This is a genomic window from Chitinimonas taiwanensis DSM 18899, from assembly GCF_900119825.1.
In the GTDB taxonomy this organism is placed as follows: Bacteria; Pseudomonadota; Gammaproteobacteria; order Burkholderiales; family Chitinimonadaceae; genus Chitinimonas; species Chitinimonas taiwanensis.
In genome coordinates this window covers 269,568-295,708 of sequence record NZ_FPKR01000002.1, presented here as the reverse complement: position 1 = coordinate 295,708, position 26,141 = coordinate 269,568, and the positions used below count along the sequence as shown (strand labels likewise).

The 26,141-nt window shown below is 62.2% G+C and carries 18 protein-coding genes; 6 read left to right on the top strand and 12 right to left on the bottom strand.

What is annotated here, in order from left to right; translation table 11 throughout:
- Positions 1-8: 8 nt before the first annotated feature.
- The 8 genes from BT173_RS03225 to gcvA all read right to left on the bottom strand — a co-directional run bounded on the left by BT173_RS03225 (position 9) and on the right by gcvA (position 14,103).
- Positions 9-680, bottom strand: coding sequence for an alpha/beta hydrolase (locus BT173_RS03225; RefSeq protein ID WP_072427181.1), 672 nt, complete (start codon positions 678-680; stop codon positions 9-11).
- Complete coding sequence (locus tag BT173_RS03220; RefSeq protein ID WP_072427180.1) at positions 677-1,261, bottom strand: DNA-3-methyladenine glycosylase I; 585 nt, start codon at positions 1,259-1,261, stop codon at positions 677-679. The genes BT173_RS03225 and BT173_RS03220 overlap by 4 nt, the downstream gene beginning before the upstream one ends.
- A gap of 2 nt (positions 1,262-1,263) precedes the next feature.
- The gene (locus tag BT173_RS03215) at positions 1,264-4,548 is read right to left on the bottom strand and encodes a S41 family peptidase (RefSeq protein WP_072427179.1); all 3,285 of its coding nucleotides are present in this window, start codon (positions 4,546-4,548) and stop codon (positions 1,264-1,266) included.
- Between the two features lie 155 nt (positions 4,549-4,703).
- Positions 4,704-5,207 carry a hypothetical protein gene (locus BT173_RS19185; protein WP_139256024.1) on the bottom strand — a complete coding sequence of 168 codons (504 nt, stop codon included), beginning with the start codon at positions 5,205-5,207 and terminating at the stop codon, positions 4,704-4,706.
- A gap of 377 nt (positions 5,208-5,584) precedes the next feature.
- The gene (locus BT173_RS03210; protein ID WP_072427178.1) at positions 5,585-6,283 is read right to left on the bottom strand and encodes a DUF3592 domain-containing protein; all 699 of its coding nucleotides are present in this window, start codon (positions 6,281-6,283) and stop codon (positions 5,585-5,587) included.
- Between the two features lie 2,447 nt (positions 6,284-8,730).
- Positions 8,731-11,526, bottom strand: a complete 2,796-nt coding sequence (gene acnA, locus BT173_RS03205) for an aconitate hydratase AcnA (RefSeq protein WP_072427177.1) — start codon at positions 11,524-11,526, stop codon at positions 8,731-8,733.
- A gap of 136 nt (positions 11,527-11,662) precedes the next feature.
- Positions 11,663-13,069 (bottom strand): alpha/beta hydrolase, encoded by a 1,407-nt coding sequence (locus BT173_RS03200; RefSeq protein WP_072427176.1) that lies wholly within the window; start codon positions 13,067-13,069, stop codon positions 11,663-11,665.
- 119 nt (positions 13,070-13,188) lie between these two features.
- On the bottom strand, positions 13,189-14,103 hold the full coding sequence (gene gcvA, locus BT173_RS03195) for a transcriptional regulator GcvA (protein ID WP_072427175.1): 915 nt from the start codon (positions 14,101-14,103) through the stop codon (positions 13,189-13,191).
- Between the two features lie 247 nt (positions 14,104-14,350).
- Here gcvA and acnB point away from each other — a divergent pair, with 247 nt between their 5' ends.
- The 3 genes from acnB (at position 14,351) to gnd (ending at position 19,812) form a co-directional block, all read left to right on the top strand.
- Positions 14,351-16,936, top strand: a complete 2,586-nt coding sequence (gene acnB, locus BT173_RS03190; RefSeq protein ID WP_072427174.1) for a bifunctional aconitate hydratase 2/2-methylisocitrate dehydratase — start codon at positions 14,351-14,353, stop codon at positions 16,934-16,936.
- A gap of 205 nt (positions 16,937-17,141) precedes the next feature.
- A complete protein-coding gene (locus tag BT173_RS03185) occupies positions 17,142-18,119 on the top strand; it encodes a lipin/Ned1/Smp2 family protein (RefSeq protein WP_072427173.1) in 978 nt (325 codons plus the stop codon).
- Between the two features lie 280 nt (positions 18,120-18,399).
- Positions 18,400-19,812: an NADP-dependent phosphogluconate dehydrogenase gene (gnd, locus tag BT173_RS03180; RefSeq protein WP_072427172.1), complete on the top strand. Its 1,413-nt coding sequence runs from the start codon at positions 18,400-18,402 to the stop codon at positions 19,810-19,812.
- 52 nt (positions 19,813-19,864) lie between these two features.
- Here gnd and BT173_RS03175 read toward each other — a convergent pair whose 3' ends face one another.
- Positions 19,865-21,316: an aminotransferase-like domain-containing protein gene (locus BT173_RS03175; protein WP_072427171.1), complete on the bottom strand. Its 1,452-nt coding sequence runs from the start codon at positions 21,314-21,316 to the stop codon at positions 19,865-19,867.
- Between the two features lie 176 nt (positions 21,317-21,492).
- Here BT173_RS03175 and BT173_RS03170 point away from each other — a divergent pair, with 176 nt between their 5' ends.
- The 3 genes from BT173_RS03170 to BT173_RS03160 all read left to right on the top strand — a co-directional run bounded on the left by BT173_RS03170 (position 21,493) and on the right by BT173_RS03160 (position 23,395).
- Positions 21,493-21,855, top strand: coding sequence for a hypothetical protein (locus BT173_RS03170; RefSeq protein ID WP_072427170.1), 363 nt, complete (start codon positions 21,493-21,495; stop codon positions 21,853-21,855).
- Positions 21,852-22,835, top strand: coding sequence for a threo-3-hydroxy-L-aspartate ammonia-lyase (locus tag BT173_RS03165; protein ID WP_245794118.1), 984 nt, complete (start codon positions 21,852-21,854; stop codon positions 22,833-22,835). Before BT173_RS03170 ends, BT173_RS03165 begins: the two co-directional genes overlap by 4 nt.
- A gap of 230 nt (positions 22,836-23,065) precedes the next feature.
- Complete coding sequence (locus BT173_RS03160; RefSeq protein ID WP_072427169.1) at positions 23,066-23,395, top strand: DUF4156 domain-containing protein; 330 nt, start codon at positions 23,066-23,068, stop codon at positions 23,393-23,395.
- 81 nt (positions 23,396-23,476) lie between these two features.
- Here BT173_RS03160 and BT173_RS03155 read toward each other — a convergent pair whose 3' ends face one another.
- From BT173_RS03155 to BT173_RS03145, 3 genes are all read right to left on the bottom strand, one after another.
- Positions 23,477-23,917 (bottom strand): DUF4279 domain-containing protein, encoded by a 441-nt coding sequence (locus BT173_RS03155; protein WP_072427168.1) that lies wholly within the window; start codon positions 23,915-23,917, stop codon positions 23,477-23,479.
- An 11-nt stretch (positions 23,918-23,928) separates the two neighbouring features.
- A complete protein-coding gene (locus tag BT173_RS03150) occupies positions 23,929-24,987 on the bottom strand; it encodes a tetratricopeptide repeat protein (RefSeq protein ID WP_072427167.1) in 1,059 nt (352 codons plus the stop codon).
- Positions 24,988-25,219: 232 nt separating this feature from the next.
- Complete coding sequence (locus BT173_RS03145) at positions 25,220-26,113, bottom strand: DMT family transporter (RefSeq protein ID WP_072427166.1); 894 nt, start codon at positions 26,111-26,113, stop codon at positions 25,220-25,222.
- Positions 26,114-26,141: the final 28 nt, after the last annotated feature.

The following is a 26,141-nucleotide window of genomic DNA, read 5'->3' as shown; positions in this document are numbered from 1 at the left end:
ACCTGGGCTTAGACGCCCATTTGCTGTTTCAGCCACTGGCCGATGGCCTCGATCTCCTCCAGGCAGACCGAGTGCGGCATGCGGTAGCTATGCCAGCTCACCGCGCGCCCCCCCTGCACCTTGTCGCGCGCGGCCTCGCCCAGTGCATGCGGCACGATGGGGTCTTGCGCGCCATGGGCGGCAAACAGCGGCGTGGCGGCATTGGCGGGCGTGGCTTCGGCCTCGATCAGGCTGGCGGACGGGATATAGGTGGACAGGGCGATCAGGCCGGCCAGCTTGTCCGGATGGGTCAGGCCCACGCTGTACACCATGGCACCGCCTTGCGAGAAGCCGGCCAGGAAGATGCGCTCGCTCGGAATGCCGCGCGCGTTTTCCTTGGCAATCAGGGCGCGGATCGCCTCGCGGCTCTTGCGTATGCCGGCCTCATCCACGCGCCGGCCAATCGCGCTCAGTTCCAGGATGTCGTACCAGGCACGCATCACATAGCCGTTATTGCAGGTTACCGGCATGGTCTCGGCATGCGGGAAGATGAAGCGCACGCCGGGCGCATCCGCGAGGCCCAGCTCGGGTACCACCGGTACAAAGTCACTGCCATCGGCCCCCAGGCCATGCATCCAGATCACCGCCCATTCGGGCTGTGGCTTGGTTTCCAGTTCGATTACTTCCAGCGCATTGCTCATGCGGCGAGGTCCTTCACTTGTTGGTAGCGGAAGCAGTTCAGCGCATGGTCGTTGACCAGGCCGCTGGCCTGCAGATAGGCATAGATGATGGTGGAACCGACGAATTTGAAGCCACGCCGGCTCAGCTCCTTGGAAATCTGGTCGGACAGCGCAGTCTTGGCCGGTGCCTGCCGGTAGTCCTCGATAGTGTTCTGAATCGGCCGGCCGTCGACATGGGCCCATAGATAGCCATCCAGCGTCTGGCCTGCCTCGCGCAGGCGCAGATAGGCCTGGGCATTGGCGATGGTCGCGGCTACCTTGAGCCGATTGCGCACGATGCCGGGGTTGGCCAGTAGCTCGGCCACCTTGGTTGCATCGTAACGGGCAATTCGCTCCACATCCCAGCCATCGAAAGCCTCGCGATAGCTGTCGCGCTTGTTCAGGATGGTTTCCCACGACAGGCCGGCCTGGGCGCCTTCCAGATTGAGCATCTCGAACAAACGCGTCTCATCGTGGCTGGGCACGCCCCATTCCTCGTCGTGGTAGGCGAGGTAACGCGGGTTCTTCGGGTTGGCCCAGCCGCAGCGGCACAGGGTATCCATGCTTATTCCTTAGGCAGATTCAAGGCGGGGATCGGCCGCGCCTGCAGCGGTGCTGGCGCAGACTGACTGAGTTTATCGTTCAGATAGCGCAGTGCAGTCTCCAACTGCAGGTCTTCACCGCGGAAGGTGGCATGGGGCGGATTCTCCACCTCGATATCGGGCACCACGCCGCGGCCTTCAATCAACCACTGCCCATCCAGACCGAACTGGGCGTTTTCCGCCACGCGTGGCTTGCCGCCATCGGCGAGGCGGAAGCTGTCCGACAGCCAAACGCCCGCGCCGGCGGTGCGCGTGCCGATCAGCGGCCCGAGTTTCAGCGCCTTCACGCCGGCGGCAAAGGTTTCGCCATCGGAATAGGTGAGCGCATCGGTCAGCACCACCAGGTGGCCACGGAAGCTCTGCTGCATATTGCCATAGGGCGTAGCGCCCGGCGGCGCCCAGAAGGCCCACACGCGGCGCAGCAGCTTCTCGATGATCCAGCTATCGATATTGCCGCCATTATTGCGCCGCACATCAATGATCAGCCCGTCGCGGTCATACTGGGCATAGAACTCGCGCGCGAAGCTGGCGATATCGCTGCTGCCCATAGCGCGCAGATGCAGATAGCCGATGCGCCCAGCGCTGGCCTGCGCCACGCGCTCGAGCCGGCTGCGCTCCCAGTCGGTGTAGCGCAGTGCGGCATGCTGGCGCGCACTCACCGGCACCACCACTTGCTGCAAGGCCTGCTTGCCACGCAGCAGATTCAGCAAGAGCTGTTGCCCGGCCTGATTGCGCAAGAGGTCGGACAGATCGCGCAGCGCCGCTGTAGGGCGGCCATTGATGGCGGTGATCAGGTCGCCTTCCCGCACGTCCACACCCGGTGCCTGCAGCGGCGAGCGCTCGCTGGGCAGCTCGGCCTCGCTGCGGTAGATATGCTTGACCAGCCAGCCCTGCTCGCTGCGCTCGAGCTGTGCGCCCAGCCCGGCCGTGGCCACCGTGTCATCGGCGCTGCGCATGTCGCCTGGGATGATCTGCGAATGCAGCGCGCCAAGCTCGCCGATCATCTGCGCGAGCAGATCATCCAGCTCGGCGCGGTCGCTAACCCTGGCTACCAAGGGCGCGTACTTGCCACGCATGGCCGGCCAGTCCACGCCACGCATGGCACGGTCGAACAGGAAGTCGCGATGAGTGCGCCAGGCATCGGCAAACATCTGCGTCCATTCCTGGCGCGGTTCGACCAGCAGGCGCCAATCACCCAGGCGCACCGCATGCTTGGCCAGCTCGCTGGGCGCCTTGGCGGCGGCCGGCACGATGTAGAGCTCATTGCCCTTGCGGTAGAGCAGCTTCTTGCGGTCTTGCGACAGTGCATAGCTGCTCAGCTCGGCCACAAAGGTCTCTGCCTTCGGGCTGTTATTGTCGATGGACAGGGTCTTCAGCGTCAGGCTACCCTCGTCGCGCTCCAGCCAATACAGGCGCTTGGCATCGACATTGAGCTCGCTGTAATTGCCCGCGGCCAATGGCACCTCGAATAAGCGCTCTGCCAGCCCGTTCCAGACGATGGCGGGCAGCTTGGGCGCCTTGCTGGTCTTGGCCTTATCGGCCTTGTCTTCGTCTTTTTCCTCGTCCTTCTCGCTGCTCTCGGGCGCCTTCTTGGCCGCGCTCAACTCATCCTTGGCCTGGAAAGGGAAACGGTTATCGGCCTGCAGCGCCAGTGCATAAATCTTGCTGCGCTTGTCGAAATAGGGGCCAAGGTTGCGGTCGCCCCAGGGGTGGCGGTTGACCGCATTGAAGCTGCGCTCAGACAGAAAATACAGCCAGCGTCCATCCGGGCTGAAGGCGGGCGAGCCCGATTCATATTTATCGCTGCTCAGCCAGTGCAGCTGCTTGCTGGCCAGGGCAAACAGACCGAGCTGGGCGCGACTGCGCGCGCTATTACTACGCACGATGGCCAGACTCTGGCTATCCGGCGCCCAGCGCAGGCTCTGGAATTCCTCAATGCCTTGTGTACCGGCGTCGTCGATCAGCTGGTTTTTGCGCGTGGCCAGTTCCAGCAGCCACAGGCGCGCACGCTTATCGGTATGGGCCAGCCACTTGCCGTCCGGCGACAGGGCCAGATCGAGGCGGTGCACCTGACCATCACGGGTCAGTTGCTCTGCCGCCGGGCTGCCATCGGCCGGCAGGCGCCAGATTTCCTGTTCACCGCTCGCATCGCCAATGGCATACACCCATTTGCCATCCGGGCTGGGCACGGCTTGCCAGAGCCGGCTGCCCGCTGGGGCGCCCAGCTCCACCCGGCGCAGCGCACCGGTACCGGCCAGTGCCACCTGGCCGCGCGCGGTCAGCGCTACCCGCTCGCCATCGGGCGAGAGCTGCATATGGTTCAGGTATTGCAGCGGCTTATCCAGCCAGCGGCTGCGCTGCTGGTCGAAATCGGACAGCAGGGAAATCGGCGGCGTACTGTCCTGACCACTGGCCAGGTCCAGCACATGCAGGTCGGCCCCCAGCTGATAGCTGATGCGCCCATGCGCGAGCTGGGCGCTGCGTACATCGAAATCGCGGTACTGGGTCAGCGCACGCGCATCGCTGCCATCGGCCGCCAGGCTCCAGAGATTGTCGCGCCCGTTCATGTCGGCAATCACCACCAGGCGCCCCTGCCACCACATGGGCCGGCGCAGATTGGCATCCTGCGGGCCGATGCGCTCGGCTTCCGCCTGGCCGGCGAGCTTGAAGCGCCATAGCTGCGACAAGGCCCCGCCGCGATAGGCACGCGCATTGTCGCCGGTGCTAGCGAGGCCAAAGCGCACGAAGTACAGATACTCGCCGCGCGCATCCACTACGGCGTCGTTAGCATCGGCGAGCGGAAAGACGCGCCGCGCCAGATTGGCCGGGTTCACGGCCGCCACGATGCGCAGCGAAGACGGCCCCTGATCGTGCTGCGCGCTGTACAGCACCTCGCCCTGCGCCGTCCAACCCAGCGCCAGCGCACGGCTGTTTTCAAAGCTGATGCGCTTAGGCAAGCCGCCGGCCAGGGGCATTACATACACTTCGGTGCTGCCTTCGTAATTGGCCGAAAACGCCACCCATTGGCCATCGGGCGACAGGGCAGGGCGGGTCTCCTCGGCCGCATGGCTGGTCAGCCGCCGCGCCGCCCCGCCCGCCAGCGGCACGGTCCATAAATCGCCCTCGGCGGTGAACACCAGGTCCTGTTGGCTGATGGCCGGAAAACGGAAATACGCACTATTGGCTGCCCAGCCGGGCAAAGACAGCAGCAGGCCTAACAGGCCTGCCGTCAAACGTACTACGCGCATCGCCGCGCTCCCTGTATTTGGTATAAGCCCGGCGGATCACGCCGGTTGGCGGCGAGTTTACAACGCGATGACAGCCCGGCGTACAGCGGGCGGGCAAGTTGAGGCAGCTTGGCGCTACTTTAGCGGCCGAGTTTGCACTTACCAACGAAAGTCGCTTAATAGGGTTCTGCGTAGTGGACGAATTTGACTGTTTCTCCAAATCTATCTTGAAATAATGGAGATTTATTCAATTGCAACAATTCATCCCGCAAAGCAGAGCTATTCAAGGCTAAGTTCTTTCTTCTATGGGTTGGAAAGCATTGCCCTAAAAATACCCATCCTGAGCAATCTATCGTGGTGATCTGACGCAGACGAAGGCTTTCACCTAGCGGATCATTGCGGAACGTGCATTCATGTTGCATCTCGAGGTAAAGCAATGTGCTTGCGGGGAAAGCAAGTCCGCTCCCGTTAAACCAGATGCCGAATGTATCCGTGGCATCATGAAGCCATAGAACTACTTTCCCTTCGATTGCGGCGCTAGGCGGAATAAGGCCGCTAGCCAGTTCCTTCACTTGCGTGATACCTAAGGGAGTCTCGCGGATGTTGCTTTCTTGAATATCGATTTTCAGTATCCAAACATGCGTAATGCCATCGTCAAAATTTCGCTTGTAATATCGCATTTCTGCTCCGAATAATTTTTCGGTTATTTAATGTAATCCTTGCTTTGGGTGAGTGGTCATGGTGCTGCATGTTAAATACATTGCTGTATGGCATCGATATGAAAACTTTCTAAGTCGATCGGTTATTCCTATGTGGTAGGGGGCTGTTTGGTTTGTCAATGGAGAAATTAATGCACTGTAAAACCCTGGCCCTCTTTTTATTATTTTTACAGATACTATTGCTGATAGTGAGGCTTGCTGATTGCAAAGATGCTTATAGGTGTTGTAGGGGGGTTGATGCTTTTGTCTTTCATGTTGAGTTCAAGTGTATGGCGTGTTTGGTTGTAAAATTGGTGGGGCTGCGACAATTATAATACTTCAGTCGCGATGGTGGGCAATTAATTGGCTAGTTTGGGTAGAAATGAGATGTCGACGAGATATTTTTTTGGATTATCTTTGTTGATAAAAACGGTGATTTTTTCTCTGTCGATATGATCTGTTGGGTCAAACCATATATTATTGCTTTTGAATACGTGAATTTCCGAGGTGAGGGGATTCTTCCATTGAGTAATGATCACGTACGGATTTCTATTGTTGATCGAATAATTGGTGTTGATTTCAATACCATTGAGGTCGGATTCAATTTGTTTTCCATTTTCCTTTAGCTTGGTGTTGCTTTGGCTTTTTAGTGCCGGAATCATAAACAAGCAGCCACCAACTAGCGAGAAAGCGCCGCCGAGGATTCCAAGAATGATGGTTCCACCCCAAAGGGAGAATGTGCTATTGATTTCCGCTTTGCGCGGTTCGCTGGGGATGTAAAGAATGTCCACTTCTTCATCGATGTCAAAGCGAGGTGGATTGCTGCTAGACGATGTCGAGAATTGAATTTTTTCGCCGCTCTGAGTTTGAAATTGCACAACCGGTTTGTAAGTTGTGGAGTTATTATAGCTTGATGCAAGCAGGTCAATGACGATGCCTTTGGTGGGAACGGCACGGTCTAAAAAGGATGAGGTACTATTGAATGTTAATACTGCACCGATCAGTAGTGCTGCACCTGCCAGGGTGAAGGTGTATTTGATTATGCTCAATGTCTTCATGGCTCGTTTTCGCTGTAGGTAATAGATGAGTGTGCACGTAGTGTGCAGCGTTTAGGGTGAGTATTGGCTTTGGTATGTGGTGTGAGTAGGTGAATGATTAAGGTACTGCTTAGTCTAAGCCGGAGCAGGCTCTTACCGAATCAATCTCACACTTGATATAAGCTTGGCAGCTGTGAAACTCCGTACTCTGTCGATCGGCTGGTATTTTGCACTCGTCTGCTGTGGCAACCTTGCATTTTGCCTGCATATTATCCAGGCAGGCGTCCATCTCCTTATCTGGTTGCTGTGAGCAGCCGAATAGAGAAAGTGCAAGAAATAAATTAATCGTAGTGTTTGGCTTGATTTTCACGTCAGTTGCGGGCTTAAGTTAAATAGGGAGGTTTGGGATTTTTGTCGGCGTGAATGCTTGGTCATATGAATTTCTCAAGTTGTAGTCCCCTTCAACGGTTACTCGTGATGTAGGTGCATGGCTATGATTGGCCGATTACAATCCACCTCGGTGCGTTGCAGATCATCTGGTTGATGCTCCATAATTACCTGGATGTGCAAGTGCAGAATGATAAGCACTACTTCGCGGAGGGTGCTGGGCTATATGAGTAGAGGAATCATCTTGTCCATTGAGTAATGTGCCTATGTCCATGCTGAAATGTTTGCGCTTTTGACACGTCACTCGGACTTGATCAAGTGAGCAAGGCTTTTAGCATATTCAGTATGCTTGGCGCATGCCGCAAATGGGGTAGGGATGTGGCTCGGATTGCAGCATCTACTTGCTGGGTGAGGCTTGATGATCCTGTGTTTGCACTTTGGTAATTTGACCAATGTTTGGGTGGCAGGCAATCAACAGCGTGCTATGAGTGCACTGCTGAAATAGGGCACATTACCCGCGAAGCATATTGCCTTGTCGTGCTGTCTGGCTTCATGGGTGTTAGGTAGCGATAGATTTGCTATTGGCTTTCAGCCCGTGGCGTATTGGGATATGTATCCATGTGGCGCCTAACTTAGAACTAAGCGGCGTATAACGCCCCACAAGCCAGAATGTCTTGGTCTATTTGGCTGCAGAGTTAGCTGTGGCGAGCACATTCAGATCTGTGGAATGACGCTACAAATCGACTAACTCGCGTAAAGCAAATGTCAGTCGTCTCATGCAGTGGACGTGACATGAGTTGGCCTTCTAGCCAGATAACAAATTCACCTTTGTCTGTGAACTCTTTTCGTTCGGGGTTGCCGTGGTAGCAATTGCCGGGGCCGCATATATCACCATCATGTACGGCGTCATATATGAATATTCCGTCTATGTGCGCTAAACCCATGCCGCAATAGTAGGCATGACTGTCTGCAATCCACATACCGCTTTCGAGAAGATCGGCTGTCTCAATGGCGAGATTATGAGCGTCAGCCTTGCTTGGGAGTCTAGGGGAGCGCCTGAGCGGTAAAACGATGAAGCAAACTACAACGGTTCCGATCGCAAGCGCTATCTTCCAGGAGGTGATCGTTAAAAGTACAAAAAGAGCAGTAGTTAGGCTAGACATGGCTAATTAGGGTGTACCAGGCGCTGCGCGGCTTTATCGCGCGGTGTCTGTGTTGGCTGCAGGATTAGAAGGATACGTCCTACTAAGTCGCAATAAAGACATCGGCACAGGTGTCCCGGTGACTCAAGCGGTAAGTGCATAGCCATCTTTTGAAGCATCATTCTTCTTTGTAAGCCTACTGAAGGCATTAGCCATATTCTGAATGCACGCAATAGTAAACTGCTTTTGCATGCCGTTTGGGAAAGAGGCTAGGTATGCCTCCTGCTCCGAAATTGCGGATGCCCTATAGTTACAACCACTAACACAGCTGATGTTCTTCCACTGAGACGAAGAGTCATTCTTCCCTTCTAGGACCCATTTGCCATCAGGTCTGGACAAACGTATCTGCCTACCGCTGGGTTGTCCGTCCTTTCTTGTCAGTGAGTAAGTGGCAATATCCAAATCTGATATTCCATCGGCAAAAACAAAAAGTGAAGAAAGGAGAGCAACTGCAACAAGTAGAAGCCTAAGCATGGTTGTGTCTCTTCTTACGTTAATTCGACCCTAATTAGGGTAATAGAAATACTAGGCGAGAGGTGTTGCACACTCCGATTCGCTACTAAGTCATTGATTTGTTTTCAAGTACGTATCGCTGAAGATGTTGACATGACCGATAACACTTTTCTAGCACCCGATGCGGCGCCGGCAGCGTCTTCGCGTTTGCTTGTCCTGGCGCGCGAGCGTTTGCGGCTTAAGCATTGCAGCATTCGCACCGGGCAAGCGTATCTGAGGTGGATCAGGCGCATCACTCTGCATCACGATAAGCGTGACTCGCGCGAGATTTTATGGCATCCGTTTGCGTTTGCAGGAGGTTTTGCGCCTGCGCGTGACAGCAATGCCCGCCCCTTGGCGGGCATTGTCTTGGTCATGGTGCTTGCCTCAGGCCTTGGCCATCAGCTCGCGCAGCACAAAGGGCAGGATGCCGCCGTGCTGGTAGTAGTCGACTTCGATTGGGGTGTCGATCCGGCAGAGCAGGGTGACTTCGGACTGGCTGCCGTCGGGGCGGCGGATGCGCAGGGTCAGGTCCTGTTGAGGGCGTAGCTGGGCGTCCACGCCCAGGATGTCGAAGCTTTCATCGCCGCGCAGGCCCAGCTTTTCGTGGCTGTCCTCACCCTTGAACTGCAGCGGCAGCACCCCCATGCCGACCAGATTGGCGCGGTGGATGCGTTCGAAGCTGCGCGCCACCACGGCTTTCACGCCCAGCAACTGTGTGCCCTTGGCGGCCCAGTCGCGGCTGGAGCCGGTGCCGTATTCCTCGCCGGCAAACACCATGGTGGGCGTACCACGCGCGATATAGGCCTGGGCGGCCTCGTATACGCTGGTCTGCTGGCCATCCAGCAGGGTATAGCCGCCTTCCACGCGGCTGCCGTCGGCCTTCGGTGGCAGCATCAGGTTTTTCACCCGCACATTGGCGAAGGTGCCGCGAATCATGATGTCGTGGTTGCCGCGCCGGCTGCCATAGCTATTGAAGTCGCTTTTCTGTACACCGCGCTCCAGCAGATAGCGGCCAGCTGGCGTGCTGTCCTTGAAGGAGCCGGCCGGCGAAATATGGTCGGTGGTCACCGAATCACCCAAGATCAACAAAGCGCGCGCGGCGCGGATTTCGGCCACGGCGGCCGGCTGCATGGCGAAGTCGGCAAAGAAGGGCGGCTGGGCGATATAGGTGGAGGCTGGCCAGTCGTAGACCTGACCAGTGGGGGCGGGAATCGCATTCCACAGATCATGGTCGCGGGTGAAGTCGCCATACAGACGGCGGAACACCGCCGGGTTCATCGCATGGTGCATGAGCTGGGCGATCTCGTCCGAGCTTGGCCAGATCTCGCGCAGGAACACCGGCTGGCCATCGCTGCCGTGGCCAAGCGGCTCGGCTTCCAAATTGATATTGGCGCGCCCGGCCAGGGCAAAGGCCACCACCAGCGGTGGGCTGGCCAGGAAGTTGGCCTTGATATTCGGGTGGATGCGCGCCTCGAAATTGCGGTTGCCACTCAGCACCGCCGCCACGATCAGGTCATGGCTGGTAATCGCCTCGTTCAGCTCGGCCGTCAGGTCGCCGGCATTGCCGATGCAGGTGGTGCAGCCATAGGCGGCCACATTGAAGCCCAATTGGTCCAGATAAGGCTGCAAGCCGGTTTCGCGCAGGTATTCGCTCACCACGCGCGAGCCTGGGCCAAAGCTGGTCTTGATGCGCGGGTGCACACGTAGGCCGCGTTCGACCGCCTTCTTGGCCAAGAGACCCGCCGCCAGCAGTACGCCGGGGTTGGAGGTATTGGTGCAGCTGGTAATTGCCGCGATCAGCACATCGCCATGGCCCACATCGCCGGGCATTGCGCTGCTGGCCGCCGTGGGTTTATCGACCATTTCCACCATATTGCGCGCTGGTTCACTCTGGCGCAGTGCCTGGCTGGCTGCGGCGCCATTCGCCTGGGTGCTCACGCGCTGGCTCAACGCCTCGGCTGGCTTGCCGAAGCCGTTTTCGCTGATCGGCAGGCTGAACAGGCTGTTGAAGGTGCTGGCCATATCGGGCAGGGCGATGCGGTCTTGCGGGCGCTTGGGCCCGGCCAGGCTGGGCACGATGCTGGCGAGGTCCAGCTGCAGGGTCTTGCTGTAGGCAATGTCGCCGGCCTTGGGCATACCGAACAGGCCCTGGGCCTGGAAGTAGGCTTCGAAGGCTTCCACCTCGGCCTCGCTACGGCCGGTGCCGCGCAGATAGGCCACGGTCTTGTCGTCCACCGGGAAGAAGCCCATGGTGGCACCGTATTCGGGCGCCATATTGCCGATGGTGGCGCGGTCCACCACGCTGAGGCTGGCGGCACCGGGGCCGAAGAATTCCACGAACTTGCCCACCACCTTTTCCCGCCGCAACAGCTCGGTTACGGTCAGCACCAAGTCGGTAGCGGTAATGCCTTCGCGCAGCGCGCCTACCAGTTCCACGCCCACCACATCGGGGGTGAGGAAGTAGACCGGCTGGCCGAGCATGCCGGCCTCGGCTTCGATGCCGCCTACGCCCCAGCCCACCACGCCCACGCCATTGATCATGGTGGTATGGCTGTCGGTGCCGACCAGGGTGTCGGGGAAGGCGATGCCCTCGCGAATCTGCACGCCACGGAACAGGTACTCGAGATTGACCTGGTGGACGATGCCGATGCCGGGCGGCACCACCTTGAAGGTATCGAAGGCCTGCATGCCCCATTTCATGAACTGGTAGCGCTCGCGGTTGCGCTGGAATTCCAGCTCCATATTCAGGCGCAGCGCATCCGCCGTGCCGTAGTGGTCAATCATCACCGAGTGGTCGACCACCAGATCCACCGGCACCAAGGGCTCGATGGTCTTCGGGTCCTTGCCGAGCTTGGCCGCCACATTGCGCATGGCGGCGAGGTCTGCCAGCAGCGGCACGCCAGTGAAGTCCTGCAGCACCACGCGCGCTACCACGAAGGGGATTTCGTCCACGCGCGCGGCATTCGGCGCCCAGTTGGCCAGCTGGCGCACATGAGCCTCGGCCACTTTCTTGCCATCGCAGTTGCGCAGCACCGATTCGAGAACCAGCCGTATCGACACCGGCAGTCGGCTGACCGGGCCAATGCCGGCCGCTTCCAGTGCAGGCAGGCTGTAGTAGTGCAGGCTGCGGCCCGAGGGCAGGGTAAGCGGGGTGAGCGTGTTGTACAGATTGTGCGGCATGACATTCTCCGGCAGCGATCAGGCGATGGGACAGCATGCTGTTGCGACCCGGCGCAGGCGCGCCGGGTCGCTGGCTGGGCTTAATCTTTGCCCATGCTGGCCAGGAAGCAAGTCGCCGTGCCCGATGGCGCGGGCCTCAAGGCTGACGGCATTCGCTATCGGCACGCTGGGCACGTGCTGCGTGCGGGCTGGCCAGGAAGTCGCGCAGGGCCGGCACGCTGCAGGTGCTGGCATGCCAGAGCAGGAAATGGCTGCCGCCCTGCACGCGGTGCAGGCTGACTGGGCCGCGCGTGCGCAATAGCTGCAGATGGCTGACTGCGCCCGCATAGCTGGTCTTCGGGTCGTGGCTGCCATGCAGCAGCAGGGTGGGTGGCAGTTGCAGCGGTAGCGCCAATGCCAGCTCGCTGCGCGCGTAGCTGTTGCCGCGGTGGCGGGCCAGGATGCGCGGCAGCGGGCTGAGAAAGCCGAGCTCGGCCTCGCTGCGCCTGACCTCGTCCAAACTGCGCGTGGGCTGCAGATCGTTCTCGCTGGCGCTGATCAGCTGGGTCAGCGGTAGGGCAGGTGGGCTTTGCGGGTAAGCAAGAAAGGGTGCCAAGCGCGCTGCCTGGGCTGCCTGGGCAGTTTGCAGCGCAGTCGAGTCGCCCTGCAGCAGGCCGTTCAGGCTGCGGATCAGATCACGGCCCGGTTCTGGGCCATCGAGCAGGCTGCCCAGCTGCAGGCGCAGGCTGTCGCTGGCGGCCGCATCCTGGCTGGCCAACCAGGCACGGTAGCGCTCGCCCAGCTTGGGGCCGGCCGCCTGCCCGCAGGCCGGGTCGGCCGCGCAATCGGCCAGCCACTGCCAGCCGGCCCGGTCCACATCGTGCGAACGCATGGATAGATCGTGCGCGGCATCGTCCTGGCGCGGTACCAGTGAATCGAGCATCAGGCCATCCAGGCGTGGGCGATGGCTGGCCAGCATGCGCAGGCTCAGCTGTGTGCCATAGGACACCGCATACAGATAACGCGGCCCCGTGCTGGCATCGCGTGCCAGCAAGGCGGCCAGATCATCGGCGGCCTGGGCCAGGCTGAATTGCTGCAGGCGGGCCGGGGCCTGCGCCAGGCTCCCATAGCAGCTCGCCCATTCGGCGCCCTCCAGCGCAGCCCCGCCCGGGCTGTGCACGGCTTCCTCGGTTGGGCAGAGCCGGGTCGAGAAGCCGGTGCCGCGGTGGTCGGGGATGATCAGGTCATAACCGGGGAAGGCCTGTGCGAGCTGGCGGCGCAGCGGATAGAACATGGCGCCCGATTCACCTGGGCCGCCCGCCACCAGCCAGACCGTACCGCGCGCGCGACCCGGCGCGGGGAAGCGGCGCAGGAACAGTTCGATCTGCTCGCCACCCGCTTGGGCGTGATCGGCCGGCATGCTCACGCGTGCACACTGGCTGTCGGCCAGCTCGGCAAAGTCGCTGCGGTCGGCGCAGGGCTGGAAGTCGAGCGCAGCCAGCGCGGCGGGGCTCAGCAGGGTTAGGCCGGCCAGCAGGCCGAGGGCAGTAAGCGGATGGGGCATGGCGCGGACCTGGTGGATAAAGGTGCGCCAAGGCTGGCGCGCTCGGCCTGGCCTGCCCAGCACGCGCCGATGAAATGCCGCCTGGGCGGCATGGGCTGCACCTGGCGCCGACTGGCGCCTTAGCCCGGCTGGCTTTGCGGTGCAATGCCGGTGCTGGCGGCCTGTTGTTCCAGCCAGCGGGTCAGCACATGGATGGTCGGGTCATTCATGGCCGCGCGCGGGGCAATCCAGCAATAACCGCGCACCACCACGCTCGGTTCCTGCAGCGGGGCGACCAGGGTGCCGGCATCCAGCTCGGCCTGCATCATCGGCAGCGGGCCGAGTACCACGCCCAGGCCATTCATGGCCGCGCGCAGGGCCAGGTAGAAATGGCCGAACTGCTGGGTGGCGGCCGGCTTGAGCTCGGGCACGCCGGCCAGGGTCAGCCAGCGTTGCCAGGCCGTCGGGCGGGTGTCGGCTTGCAGCAGCGTGTGCTGGGCCAAATCCTGCGGGCTGTGGATGGGCAGTCGCTCAAGCAGGCTGGGCGCGCACAGCGGCAGCTCGCGTTCTTCCAGAAAGGGCTTGCTGACATGGCCGGGCCAGTCGCCCGGGCCGCGCCGTATCGCCAGGTCGAACGGCGCATCGAGGCGCGAGATATCGCGGTCGCTGGTCATCAGGCGCAGCTCGATATCCGGGTGTTCACGCTGGAAGGCGCCCAGGCGCGGCAGCAGCCAGAACATGGCAAAGGTGGGAATCGAGTTGATCACGATGCGGCGCTGGCGGTCGGGCTGCTTGAGCTGGGCGGTGGCGTTGGCAATGATGTCGAGGCCGTCCTGCACCTGCACCAGATAGCGCCAGCCCACTTCGGTCAGCTTGACGCGGCCGCCGCTGCGCTCGAACAGCGGCACGCCCAGCCAGTCTTCCAGCTGCTTTATCTGTTTGCTCACAGCGCCATGGGTCACGAACAGCTCGCCCGCCGCGGCGGAAAAGCTCTCCAGCCTTGCTGCAGCCTCAAAAGCGCGCAGGGCATTCAATGGGGGGAGGGTAGCGGTCATTGTGTGAGTTTAACTCACAGAACCTGTCGCAATTACTCGTTTGTGCATTGCCGCGCATGGCGGTAATCTGCGAGCACTTCAAAGAAGCCCCTGCGCCCAGCGCGGGTAGGGCGCAGCCGGCAAGTGGCTGATTCGCCAACTAAAATACCGCTGTCGCCGCGGGGTTTCCCGACAAAGATGCCACGGGCCGCCAAGGCTCCAAGCGCTTCCCGATCACACGCAACCGCAAGCAAAAAAGGTCATCGCCATGCTAGAAGCCTATCGCCAGCACGTATCTGAGCGCGCCGCTCTGGGTATCCCGCCGCTGCCGCTCAATGCGCAACAAGTCGCCGATCTGGTTGAACTCCTGAAGAACCCGCCCGCGGGTGAAGAGCAGACCCTGGTGGATCTGATCACCCACCGCGTGCCGCCCGGCGTGGACGATGCCGCCAAGGTGAAGGCTTCCTTCCTGGCCGCCGTGGCCGAAGGCAGCGTGAAGAGCCCGCTGATCGACCGCGCGTTGGCGACCAAGCTCTTGGGCACCATGGTCGGTGGCTACAACGTCAAGCCGATGGTGGATCTGCTCGGCGATGCCGAAGTGGGCACCATCGCCGCCGAAGGCCTGAAGAAGACCCTGCTGGTATTCGACTTCTTCCACGATGTGAAGACGCTGGCCGACCAGGGCAATGCCAATGCCAAGGCGGTGCTGCAAAGCTGGGCCGATGCCGAATGGTTCAAGAGCCGTCCGGAAGTGGCAGAGAAGATCACCGTCACCGTGTTCAAGGTGACCGGCGAAACCAATACCGACGATCTGTCGCCGGCCCCGGATGCCTGGTCGCGCCCGGATATTCCGCTCCACTACCTGGCCATGCTGAAGAACGCCCGTCCTGGCATCACGCCGGAAGAGGATGGCAAGCGCGGCCCGATGCAGTTCATTGAAGACCTGAAGAAGAAGGGCCACCTGGTGGCCTATGTGGGCGATGTGGTCGGTACCGGCTCCAGCCGCAAGTCGGCCACCAACTCGGTGGTGTGGGCCACCGGCCAGGACATCCCCTACGTGCCGAACAAGCGTTTCGGTGGCGTGACCCTCGGCGGCAAGATTGCGCCGATCTTCTTCAATACGCAGGAAGACTCCGGCTCGCTGCCGATTGAAGTCGATGTGTCCAAGCTCGATATGGGCGATGTGATCGACGTCTACCCCTACGCCGGCAAGATCGAAAAGAACGGCGCTGTGGTGGCCGAGTTCAAGCTGAAGTCCGATGTGATCCTGGACGAAGTGCGCGCCGGTGGCCGTATCAACCTGATCATCGGCCGCGGCCTGACTGGCAAGGCGCGTGAAGCGCTGGGCCTGCCGGCTTCCACCGAATTCCGCCTGCCCAAGGCCCCGGTCGACAGCGGCAAGGGCTTCTCGCTGGCGCAGAAGATGGTTGGCCGCGCCTGCGGTCTGCCGGAAGGCCAGGGCGTACGTCCGGGCACCTACTGCGAACCGAAGATGACCACCGTGGGTTCGCAAGACACCACCGGCCCGATGACCCGCGACGAGCTGAAGGACCTGGCTTGCCTGGGCTTCTCCGCCGATATGGTCATGCAATCGTTCTGCCACACCGCTGCTTACCCGAAGCCGGTGGATGTGAAGATGCACAAGGAACTGCCGGCCTTCATCAGCACCCGCGGCGGCGTGGCCCTGCGTCCGGGCGATGGCGTGATCCACAGCTGGCTGAACCGTCTGCTGCTGCCCGATACCGTCGGTACCGGCGGTGACTCGCACACCCGTTTCCCGATTGGTATCTCTTTCCCGGCCGGTTCCGGTCTGGTGGCGTTTGCCGCCGCCACCGGTGTGATGCCGCTGGATATGCCTGAATCGGTGCTGGTGCGCTTCAAGGGCAAGATGCAGCCGGGCGTGACCCTGCGCGACCTGGTGAACGCGATTCCGCTCTATGCCATCAAGGCTGGCATGCTGACCGTGGCCAAGGCCGGCAAGAAGAACATCTTCTCCGGTCGCATCCTGGAAATCGAAGGTCTGCCCGACCTGAAGGTGGAGCAGGCCTTTGAACTGTCGGACGCTTCGGCTGAGCGCTCGGCTGCCGGTTGTACCGTGCACCTCGACAAGGCCCCGATCATTGAATACATGACGTCGAACATCACGCTCATGAAGAATATGATCGCCAACGGCTACCAGGATGCCCGCACGCTGGAACGCCGTATCAAGGCCATGGAAGCCTGGATTGCCAAGCCGGAACTCTTGAAGGGTGACGACGACGCCGAATACGCCGCCGTGATCGAGATCGATCTGGCCGATATCCACGAGCCTATCGTGGCCTGCCCGAACGACCCGGACGATGTGAAGACCCTGTCCGAAGTCGCTGGTGCCAAGATCGATGAAGTGTTCATCGGTTCGTGCATGACCAATATCGGTCACTTCCGTGCCGCTTCCACGCTGCTGGAAGGCAAGCGCGACATCCCGGTCAAGCTGTGGGTGGCCCCGCCGACCAAGATGGACGCCGAGCAACTGACCAACGAAGGCCATTACGGCACCTTCGGCACTGCTGGCGCACGCATGGAAATGCCGGGCTGCTCGCTGTGCATGGGTAACCAGGCGCAGGTGAAGGAAGGCGCGACCGTCATGTCGACCTCGACCCGTAACTTCCCGAACCGTCTGGGTAAGAACTCCAACGTCTACCTCGGTTCGGCTGAACTGGCCGCCATCTGCTCCAAGCTGGGTCGTATTCCGACCAAGGAAGAGTACATGGCCGATATGGGCGTGCTGACTGCCAAGTCGGCCCAGGTCTACAAGTACATGAACTTCAATGAAATCAAGGACTACCAGGACGTGGCCGACACCGTGAAGGTGTAAGCCCAGCTACTGGCCTTGCGAAACAGCCCGTCGGGAAACCGGCGGGCTGTTTTGTTTTCTGGCCACGCTCGGGGAAGGAGCGGAACCGAGCGCTTGCTTTCATGCTTATGTCATCTATGTTGCCCACACTGCTGCGCCGCCTGGCCCTCTGCAGCAAGGGGCCCGCGCTGTGCGGCATCGACCAATAAGACATGGAGCAAGATCAATGCAAAAACCGCTATCACTGCTGGCCTGCTTTGCCCTGTCGGCCAGTCTGGCCGCTCAGGCTGCCTGCCCCGACTACCGCACGCCCCAGCAGGCACCCAGCGCGCCCACGCCGGCCAAGAAAAGTTTCCGCCATTTGGGCAGCAAGCTGCTGGCCAGCCTGTACCAGCCCTGGCATATGGTGCACGACAGCCTGGTGGCGGCCGGCCAGCCGGCCACCCTGGTGGGCAAGTTCGATTACGACGCGGTGCTGCACAAGGACTTGGAAGACGAACGCGTGCATGTCTACCTGTACGGCAGCGGCATGAGTGGCTGGGAATACCTGGGCAGCCAGCTCAGCAATAGCGATGGCAAGATCAGCCTGAGCATTGCGCCGCGCCCGGTGGGCGAGTACCGCGTGCGCATGGTGGTGGAGGGCGATGGCTCGGCGGTGGAGGGTTATCTGAGCGTGGTCGACCCGGCACGCGAGGCGGTGCTGTTCGATATCGACGGCACGCTGACCATCAATGACTTCGAGGCCTATGCCGACTATGCGGGGCTGAAGACCGCCAGCGCCTATTACTACGCGCCCGAGGTGGTGCGCGCCTATCAGCAGAAGGGCTATCAGATCATCTATCTGACCGCGCGGCCCTACTGGGTGACCCGCGATGCGCGCGAATGGTTTGGCCGCCAGCAGCTGCTGGGTTGGCACTACCGCAGCAACCCGTATGGCGATGGGCCGATTCCACCCAATACCGAGCAACACAAGACCGACTATGTGCGCTATCTGCGCGAGACGGTGGGCTTAAAGATCGTGCGCGCCTACGGCAATGCCACTACCGATATCGCCGCCTTTGCCAAGGGCGGCATTGCCAAGGCCGATACCTGGATCATCGGCGAGCATGCGGGCAAGGACGGCACGCAGGCGATACGCGGCGACTATGCCTACCACTACAGCACCGTGGTGGCGGCTACCGCACCGGCCAGCTGCCAGCGCTAAGCGGCAGACAGTGCGGACTGTGGCGATGTCAGGCCATAGTCCGCTGCAAGGCCCGGCCTGCCGTCAACTGGGCGGGCCGCGCGACTGAATAGCGACTGTTCTGATCGATCATGTAGTGCATTAATTTGCACTACATGTGGCATATGCTGGTAAAAAGCGCCCCCATAGCAAAGTGCGTCCTTCAATCAAAGGCTTAGCACCCGGCACACAGCCCATCAGGCTGGCATTCAATATTCAGTATTCGCGCGGCGCACCCGGCCGTGCCCAGTAGGAAAAATCCATGTCCAAGCAAGCAATTGGCGTCATCGGTATGGCCGTCATGGGCCGCAACCTGGCGTTGAACATCGAAAGCCGTGGCCACTCGGTCTCCATCTACAACCGCTCGGCCGATAAGACCGATGAAGTCATGGCAGAAAACCCCGGCAAGCGTCTGGTGCCTTTCCACACGCTGGAAGACTTCGTGGCCTCGCTGGAAACACCGCGCCGCATTCTGCTGATGGTGAAGGCCGGTACCGCCACCGATGCCACCATCGAGCAACTGAAGCCGCTGCTGGACAAGGGTGACATCATCATCGACGGTGGCAACACCCTGTACACCGACACCATCCGCCGCAATAAGGAGCTGTCCGCGCTCGGTTTCAACTTCATCGGCACTGGCGTATCGGGCGGTGAAGAGGGCGCGCTCAAGGGGCCGGCCATCATGCCAGGTGGCCAGCGCGAGGCCTACCAGCTGGTGGCGCCGATTCTGAAGCAGATTGCCGCGCGCGCGCCCGATGGCGAGCCCTGCGTCGGCTATATCGGCCCGGATGGCGCCGGCCACTATGTGAAGATGGTGCACAACGGCATCGAGTACGGTGATATGCAGCTGATCGCCGAAGCCTACGACATCCTCAAGCGCGTGCTGAACCTCAGCAATGCCGAGTTGGCCGAGGTGTTCGCCGAGTGGAACCGTGGCGAGCTCGACAGCTTCCTGATCGACATCACCGCCAAGATCTTCAAGAAGGGCGATGACCAGGGCGCCGGTGGCGAGCTGGTCGACTACATCCTCGACTCGGCCGGCCAGAAGGGCACCGGCAAGTGGACCAGCAAGAGCGCGCTCGACCTCGGTGTGCCGCTGCCGCTGATCACCGAATCGGTGTTCGCCCGCTTTATCTCCTCGCTGAAGAGCGAACGCATCGAAGCCGCCAAGGTATTGCGCGGCCCGGCTACCCGTGCCGCGGTCAGCGACCGTTCGGCCTTTATCGAAGCGGTGCGCCGCGCGCTGTTCCTGTCCAAGATTGTTTCCTATGCGCAGGGCTTTGAGCAGATGCGCAAGCAGTCCGAGGAAATGGGCTGGAACCTCAATTACGGCGATATCGCGAAGATCTTCCGCGCCGGCTGCATCATCCGTTCGCGCTTCCTGCAGAACATCACCGATGCCTACGCCAGCAACCCGCAGCTGGTGAACCTGCTGCTCGACCCGCACTTCGCCAAGATCGCCAATGAATATCAGGCCGCGCTGCGCGAGGTGGTGGCCACCGCGGTCATCGACGGCATTCCGGTGCCGACCTTTGCCTCGGCGATTGCCTACTTCGACAGCTACCGCGCCGAACGCCTGCCGGCCAACCTGATCCAGGCACAGCGTGACTACTTCGGTGCGCACACCTTCGAGCGTACCGACCGTGAGGGCGTGTTCCACGCACAGTGGTTCTGATCGTCTGATCGTGGCATCGCGCCAGCAAAAAGCGCCCCTTGGGGCGCTTTTTTCATGCCTGCTGTTCAGGCAGCGCGGCCACCAATGCAGCCAGCCGGCGCAGCGCGTGTTCCAGCTCGCGCGTGTAGGGCATGCCGCAGCTGATGCGCAGATAGGCGTTGAAGCGGTTGGAGTTGGAGAACATCAGCCCCGGCGCGATGCGTATGCCTTCCTTGAGCGCGGCATGGAATAGCGCCTCGGAGGAGCGCTGGCCGGGCATTTCCACCCATAGCGCCAGCCCGCCATTGGGCAGATTGAGCCGCGTGCCGGCCGGGAAGTAGTGCGCGACCGCCTCGGCTACCTGCTCGCGCTGGCTGCGCAGGCTGGCGCGCAGGCGGCGCAGATGGCGCTCGAAGGCGCCGCTGTCCAGATAGTCGGCCACGGCGATCTGGCCGAGCACCTCGGTAGAGCGCGATTGCGCGTACTTGAGCATTTCCACCCGCGCCTGCCAGCGTCCGGCGGCAATCCAGCCCAGGCGCATGCCGGGGGCCAGAATCTTGTGCAGCGAGGCGCAGTGGATGACATTGCCGTCCTGGTCCCAGGCCTTCAGCGCCGCCTGCGGGGCCTCGCTATCGCTCAGGGCCGAATAGGTGTCGTCCTCGATCAGTGGAATCTGCCGTGCCGCGCACCAGGCCACCAGGGCGGCCTTGTTGGCATCGGGCATGGTGCTGCCGAGCGGGTTCTGCAGATTCGGTACCACCACCAGCGCCTTGATATCGCGGTAGGTATGCGCGGCCAGCTCCAGCGCCTCCAGCGAGATGCCGGTCTGCGGGCTGCAGGGAATCTCCAGCGCCTTCAGTCCCAGGCTTTCCAGAATCTGCAGTAGGCCGAAGAAAGTCGGTGATTCGACCGCCACCACATCGCCCGGCTGGGTGACCGCGCGCAGCGCGAGGTTAAGCGCTTCGATGCAACCATGGGTGACGATGATCTCGTCCGGCGACAGCTTGATGCGCGACACCAGTGCCTGGCGCGCCATGGCGGCACGGAATGCTGGCTCGCCATTCGGCGTGCTGGGGCCGGCATGGCCGAACAGATCGGGGCGCTGGCGCAGCGCGCGCAGCACGCCCTGCTTGAGCGCCTCGCTCGGGTAGAGCGCCGGCGCGCCGCAGGCACCGGCCAGATTCACCGCCACCGGGCGCTGCTGGCCCTGGGCGATGATGGCTGAGACGCGCTCGTGTATGCCCACATACTGGGCCGGGTCGGGCAGCTGCTGGCTAGGTTCGGTGCTGGGCGCCAGCCCGCTGCGGCGCAGGCTGCGCACAAAGTAGCCCGAGCGCGGGCGCGCTTCCAGATGACCGCTCTGCTCGAGCTGGCGGCAGGCATTCAAGGCGGTCGACAGGCTCACGCCATGCCGCTCCATCATCACGCGCAGCGAAGGCATGCGGTCGCCGCTGCGCAGGGTGCCTGCGTCGATGGCTTTCAGATAATGGCCGGCCAGCTGCTGGTAGAGGTTTTCGGTGTGCATGCGCGATTATTTGGCCGGCGGGCCAGGCAGAACAGATACAGATGCGGGCCTTCTGCTACGTAACAGATGGCAAAACCCTACGCTGTTCTGCTGGCGAAGTACGCGGCTTGTGCCTGTTGGCGCGCCGGGGCGCGGCCTAAGCTGTGCACTCCCTGTTCGCCGATCCGGAGTCGCCCATGAGCGCAGCCCATCCCCCCATCCAGCACCTGGCCGCCGGCCGTAGCCTGCAGTTCTGGGCCGCCAAGGGCAGTACGCTGCATCTGCTGCGCGGCAAGGTCTACCTGATGCCGGCGCCGCGCTGGCTGGCCGACACCATGCTGCAGGAACCCCAACTGCTGTTGGGGGGCAGCGCGCAGCGGCTGCATGAATCGGGCTGGGTGGTGCTGTATGCGGTCAGCGCGGTTGAGCTGCAGCTTTGCCCAGCCGCGCCGGCCAAACCCTGGCGGCTGCGCGCGCGGCAGGGGCTGGCGGGTGTGCTGCTGCGCCTGGCGCGCCAGCTGGTGCTGCTGAGCCGCCCGCTGCGCCGGGGCTGGCAATGAACGCCAGCGCCAGCCCCATGCTGGCCATCGACTATGCGGCCATCTGTGCCGCCCAGGCACGCATCGCCACGCGTGTGCAGCGCACCCCGGCCTTGCACTCGCCGCTGCTCGATGCGCACTGCGGCGCACAGGTCTTCCTCAAGTGCGAGAACCTGCAACACAGCGGCGCTTTCAAGCTGCGCGGGGCCTTCAACACGCTGCTGCAGTTCAGCCCGGCCCAGCGCGCGGCCGGCGTGGTGGCGTTTTCGTCTGGCAACCATGCGCAGGCGATTGCGCTGGCCGCGCGCGAGCTGGGCATGCGCGCCGTCATCGTCATGCCCAACGATGCGCCGCCGGCCAAGCTGGCCGCCACGCGTGCCTATGGCGGCGAGGTGCTGCTGTACGACCGTTACCGTGAAGACCGCGAGGCGATTTGTCGCGAGCTGGCGCGGGCGCAGGGCCTGACCCTGGTGCCGCCCTACGACCATCCACTGGTGATGGCCGGGCAGGGCACGCTGGCCAAGGAGTTGTTCGAGCAATGCGGCGAACTGGATGTGCTGCTCAGCCCGCTGGGTGGCGGCGGCCTGCTGTCGGGCTGCGCGGTGGCCGCACAGGCGCTGTCCCCGGCCTGCCGCGTGGTCGGGGTGGAACCGGCGGCAGGTAACGATGGTCAGCTCAGTTTGCAGCGCGGCGAGCGCGTGCGCATTGCCACCCCGCGCACCGTGGCCGATGGCGCGCAGACCCAGCAGCTGGGCGAGCTGACCTTCGCGGTGATCCGCCGCCATGTGGCCGAGATACGCACGGTGGACGATGCGGCCCTGCTTGATGCGCTGCGCTTCGCGGCCCGCCAGCTCAAGCTGGTGCTGGAACCGACCGGCTGCCTGGGTCTGGCTGCGCTACTGAGCCAGCCCGATGCCTGGCGCGGCTTGCGTGTGGGCGTGGTGCTGTCGGGCGGCAATGTCGACCCGGCCCAGCTGGCCGGCTATCTGGCCGCAGCCTGAAGGGGGCTTCCAGAGGCCTCTGTTTCTAAGCGAGGCAAGGCGCGAGTGAAAAATTTCGACGTCAGCTATGTCTGATAGCTAAGGAGAAATTTTTCACGCGCAACGCCGCATCGCGACGAAAAAAGGGGTTGCTGCAAGCGCCCTGAACTGGCCCGGGGCCACACATGCGCTTACACTGGCGCGCTCGTCGGGTCTGACCCGTGCATGCCCCTGTTGGAGGAATCGATACGATGTTGACTAAACACGCTAGCAAGCTTGGTCTGAGCCTGGCCTTGCTCCTGAGCCTGGGCGCCTGCGCGCCCTTCGTTGCCCTGCAGCCGGCCGCCGAGGCGGTACAGGTGAGCACGCTGGAAGCGACCACCGCCTGTACGCCCAAGGGCAGTGTGCATGTGAAGGTGCTGGGCAAGCTTGGCCCGGTCGAGCGCGATCCGGGCAAGATCATCATCGAGCTGAACACCCTGGCGCGTAACTCGGCGGTCGGGCAGGGCGGCGACACCATCGCCGCCGCCGGCCCGATCAAGGACGGCGAGCGCGACTACAAGGTATTCCGCTGCCGCTAAGCACTGCGCCGGCCTGTCGGTCAGTCATGAAAAAGCCCGCCGTTGAAGAACGGCGGGCTTTTCATTCATTTTGGCAGCCAACTAGGTCCCAACAGCCTGGACGTCGGTGTCGTCTTCAGGATCGCTCGGGTAGACAGACACACAGAGCGATACACCCGTAGCGCCTGCAAGGGCCAGCAGTTCCGTCGGGAAAGTGAACGATGCCCAGCCAGGCGGATGCAGCTCAGCACCGAAGTCGAGAACCGCGCCTTCCACGCCGTGAAAGGCAGTCAGCATCTTGATGGCATCTAGGTGCTGACGTAGGAATGCGATCACATCTTCAATCTGTCGTGACAGCTCGGAGAAATCGGCCTCACTTGCAACAATTCGGATGCCCGAAGCCTGGTTGGTTGTTTCATTCGTTCTGCTATTAGGGAAGCGCTTCTCCCCTTTGCGCCAAAGCGAGCTGGTAATCAGCGATGACTTCGAGATGAAGTCATCAACATCAAAATGCTTGCCGCTGGCGCGAAGGATGCAGGTCATGAATGCCCCAGTTAGTTGCTAGCGCGCTGTAGCGATTCCGCCTTGATGGCGGCCTGTTCGATACGTTCCGGGGCGCTCAACTGGCTGTCGGCCAGGATGCGGTCGATGGCTGGCCATTTGCCGCTGCCGTTCAGCGCGTCCTCGCCCAGGAAGCCGATGATATTCACGTAGAAGGTGAAATCGCGCGGGCTGATAAAGCCGCGTGCATAGGCGCTATCGGCCCAGGCCAGGGTCTTGGCGAAGCGCTGCTGCTGGTCGAGGCCACGATATAGGGCCGGGAAGTAGCGGTCGACATGGCCAAGCAGGGACAGCACATTGCGCTGGTAGTGGCCCTTGCTCACGGTATCCAGCGGCATCACCTTGCGCTTGGTCTGCGCCAAGCGCTTGGCCACCTGGGCGCGCTGCGCCTTGCTCAGCTTGGCCTGTAGCGCGCTGGCCTGTTCGGCGGCACCCGGCTCGCCGTATTCGGCGGCCAGCTGATACCAGATCAGGGCGTTCACGCGGTCGCGCGCCTGTTCATAGCGCTGCGCCACCAGCAGCTGGGCGCTGCTCATGCCATTGTGGGCGGCGCGCAGATGCCAGCGACGCGCTTCGGCCGCATTGGCCTTCACGCCATCGCCTTCCAGGTAGGCATTACCCAGGCCGTATTCGGCGCAGGCGTTATTGCGCTTGGCGGCTTCGCGCAGCTGCTGGGTGGCGGCCACCCGGTCGGCCGGCACGCCGCGCCCACCGCGCAGAATCACCGCCAGATAGCAGCGCGCATCGGCATCGCCCTTGCTGGCTGCCAGCTCGAAGCAGCTGGCGGCCTTTTGCTGGGCGGCATCGCTGTCTTCCTCGTACAGCTGCTGGCCGCGGCCGAACAGCAGGTCGGCATCCACACTGCTATCGCACTGCACGCTGTCGACATAGCTGAGCGCGGCGATCGTGGGGTTGCTGGCATGGGCAGCCAGGCTGGGCTTGCCATCAGCCGGCGGCAGATTGGCTGGCTGCTGGGCAACGGGCTGGCTGGCGCAGGCACCAAGCAGCAGGGCGCCAAGCGCCAGGCAGTGGCGGTAAGAGATGGACGACATGGTTTTTCCTCCCGGAGACCGGTTGCTTTTGTCTGGCGAGCCGCCGTGGCGGCCACGCTGCTTATCGCAGCTGCGTATTGCAGCGGCATGACGCGCGGCCTGTCGGCTCATATAGGGGCGGCGATTTTAACCGGGCGGTGATGCCTGTCCATGTCATTTGTGCGCTTGCCAGCGCGGTGTCGCATCCGCGCCGCGATGGCAATGCGCGTTAGCGCGGCGGCACACGCCATGCCTAATCGCGTCGCCAGCTGGTCCACAGCGCGGCGGCCACAATCAGCGTGCCGCCCAGCCTGGCCAGCGGGCTCAGGCTTTCGTTCAGCCACAGCACGGCAAACAGGGCGCCGAAGGCCGGTTCGCTGCTGGTCAGCAGGGCCACGCGGCTGGGCGCGCTGTGCTTGAGCGCCCAGTTCTGCGCAAAGAAGGCGAACACGGTGCAGCCAAGTACCAGGTAAACGCTGGCCCACCAGAAGGCCGGTGCGCTGGGCAGCGGCGGCAAGCCACCGGGCAGGGCCAGCGCCAGCAGCAGGCTGCCCAAGCCGATCACCGCCGCCTGCACGGCAGTCAGTGCCAAGGCCGGCGCCGGGTGGGCGCGGCTAAGCTTGCTGGTCTGGCAGACGGTAATCGCGCGCAGCACGGCCGCCGCCAGCATCAGCCCATCACCCAGGCCCAGCTGGCCGCTCAGCCCACCGCTCAGCATGGCTGCGCCCAGCAGCGATAGCGCGGCAAAGCCAAACACCGCGCGGCTAGGCCGGTTGCCCAGTAGCGCCCATTCCACCAGCGGGGTGAACACCACGCACAGGCTGATCAGAAACGCCGCATTGCTGGCCAGCGTGTGCGCTACGCCATAGGTTTCGCACAGGAAGATGCCCAGCATCAGCCCGCCCAGCGGCAGGCCGCTGCGCCAGGCGGCCAGCTGTTCGGCCCGGCTGGCGCGCAGCAGGCTGGGCAGCAGCAGGGCAAAGGTCAGCAGGAAACGCACGGCCAGAAAGCCCAGCACCGGGTAAAAGGCCAGCGCGCCCTTGGCCACGCCATAGCTGGTGCCCCATACCAGCGCCACCAGCAGCAGGGTGATGTCAGATAGGCGCAGCAGGGCTTTGGGCTGCGCCAGGCTCAGTGTAGTTGTCATGGCAAATCCTCATCGTATCGGGTCGATG

Excerpts from the sequence above, each read along its gene's own strand:
- BT173_RS03225 (WP_072427181.1), bottom strand. The coding sequence starts at position 680 with ATGAGCAATGCGCTGGAAGTAATCGAACTGGAAACCAAGCCACAGCCC.
- BT173_RS03220 (WP_072427180.1), bottom strand. The coding sequence starts at position 1,261 with ATGGATACCCTGTGCCGCTGCGGCTGGGCCAACCCGAAGAACCCGCGT.
- BT173_RS03215 (WP_072427179.1), bottom strand. The coding sequence starts at position 4,548 with ATGCGCGTAGTACGTTTGACGGCAGGCCTGTTAGGCCTGCTGCTGTCT.
- BT173_RS19185 (WP_139256024.1), bottom strand. The coding sequence starts at position 5,207 with ATGCGATATTACAAGCGAAATTTTGACGATGGCATTACGCATGTTTGG.
- BT173_RS03210 (WP_072427178.1), bottom strand. The coding sequence starts at position 6,283 with ATGAAGACATTGAGCATAATCAAATACACCTTCACCCTGGCAGGTGCA.
- acnA (WP_072427177.1), bottom strand. The coding sequence starts at position 11,526 with ATGCCGCACAATCTGTACAACACGCTCACCCCGCTTACCCTGCCCTCG.
- BT173_RS03200 (WP_072427176.1), bottom strand. The coding sequence starts at position 13,069 with ATGCCCCATCCGCTTACTGCCCTCGGCCTGCTGGCCGGCCTAACCCTG.
- gcvA (WP_072427175.1), bottom strand. The coding sequence starts at position 14,103 with ATGACCGCTACCCTCCCCCCATTGAATGCCCTGCGCGCTTTTGAGGCT.
- acnB (WP_072427174.1), top strand. The coding sequence starts at position 14,351 with ATGCTAGAAGCCTATCGCCAGCACGTATCTGAGCGCGCCGCTCTGGGT.
- BT173_RS03185 (WP_072427173.1), top strand. The coding sequence starts at position 17,142 with ATGCAAAAACCGCTATCACTGCTGGCCTGCTTTGCCCTGTCGGCCAGT.
- gnd (WP_072427172.1), top strand. The coding sequence starts at position 18,400 with ATGTCCAAGCAAGCAATTGGCGTCATCGGTATGGCCGTCATGGGCCGC.
- BT173_RS03175 (WP_072427171.1), bottom strand. The coding sequence starts at position 21,316 with ATGCACACCGAAAACCTCTACCAGCAGCTGGCCGGCCATTATCTGAAA.
- BT173_RS03170 (WP_072427170.1), top strand. The coding sequence starts at position 21,493 with ATGAGCGCAGCCCATCCCCCCATCCAGCACCTGGCCGCCGGCCGTAGC.
- BT173_RS03165 (WP_245794118.1), top strand. The coding sequence starts at position 21,852 with ATGAACGCCAGCGCCAGCCCCATGCTGGCCATCGACTATGCGGCCATC.
- BT173_RS03160 (WP_072427169.1), top strand. The coding sequence starts at position 23,066 with ATGTTGACTAAACACGCTAGCAAGCTTGGTCTGAGCCTGGCCTTGCTC.
- BT173_RS03155 (WP_072427168.1), bottom strand. The coding sequence starts at position 23,917 with ATGACCTGCATCCTTCGCGCCAGCGGCAAGCATTTTGATGTTGATGAC.
- BT173_RS03150 (WP_072427167.1), bottom strand. The coding sequence starts at position 24,987 with ATGTCGTCCATCTCTTACCGCCACTGCCTGGCGCTTGGCGCCCTGCTG.
- BT173_RS03145 (WP_072427166.1), bottom strand. The coding sequence starts at position 26,113 with ATGACAACTACACTGAGCCTGGCGCAGCCCAAAGCCCTGCTGCGCCTA.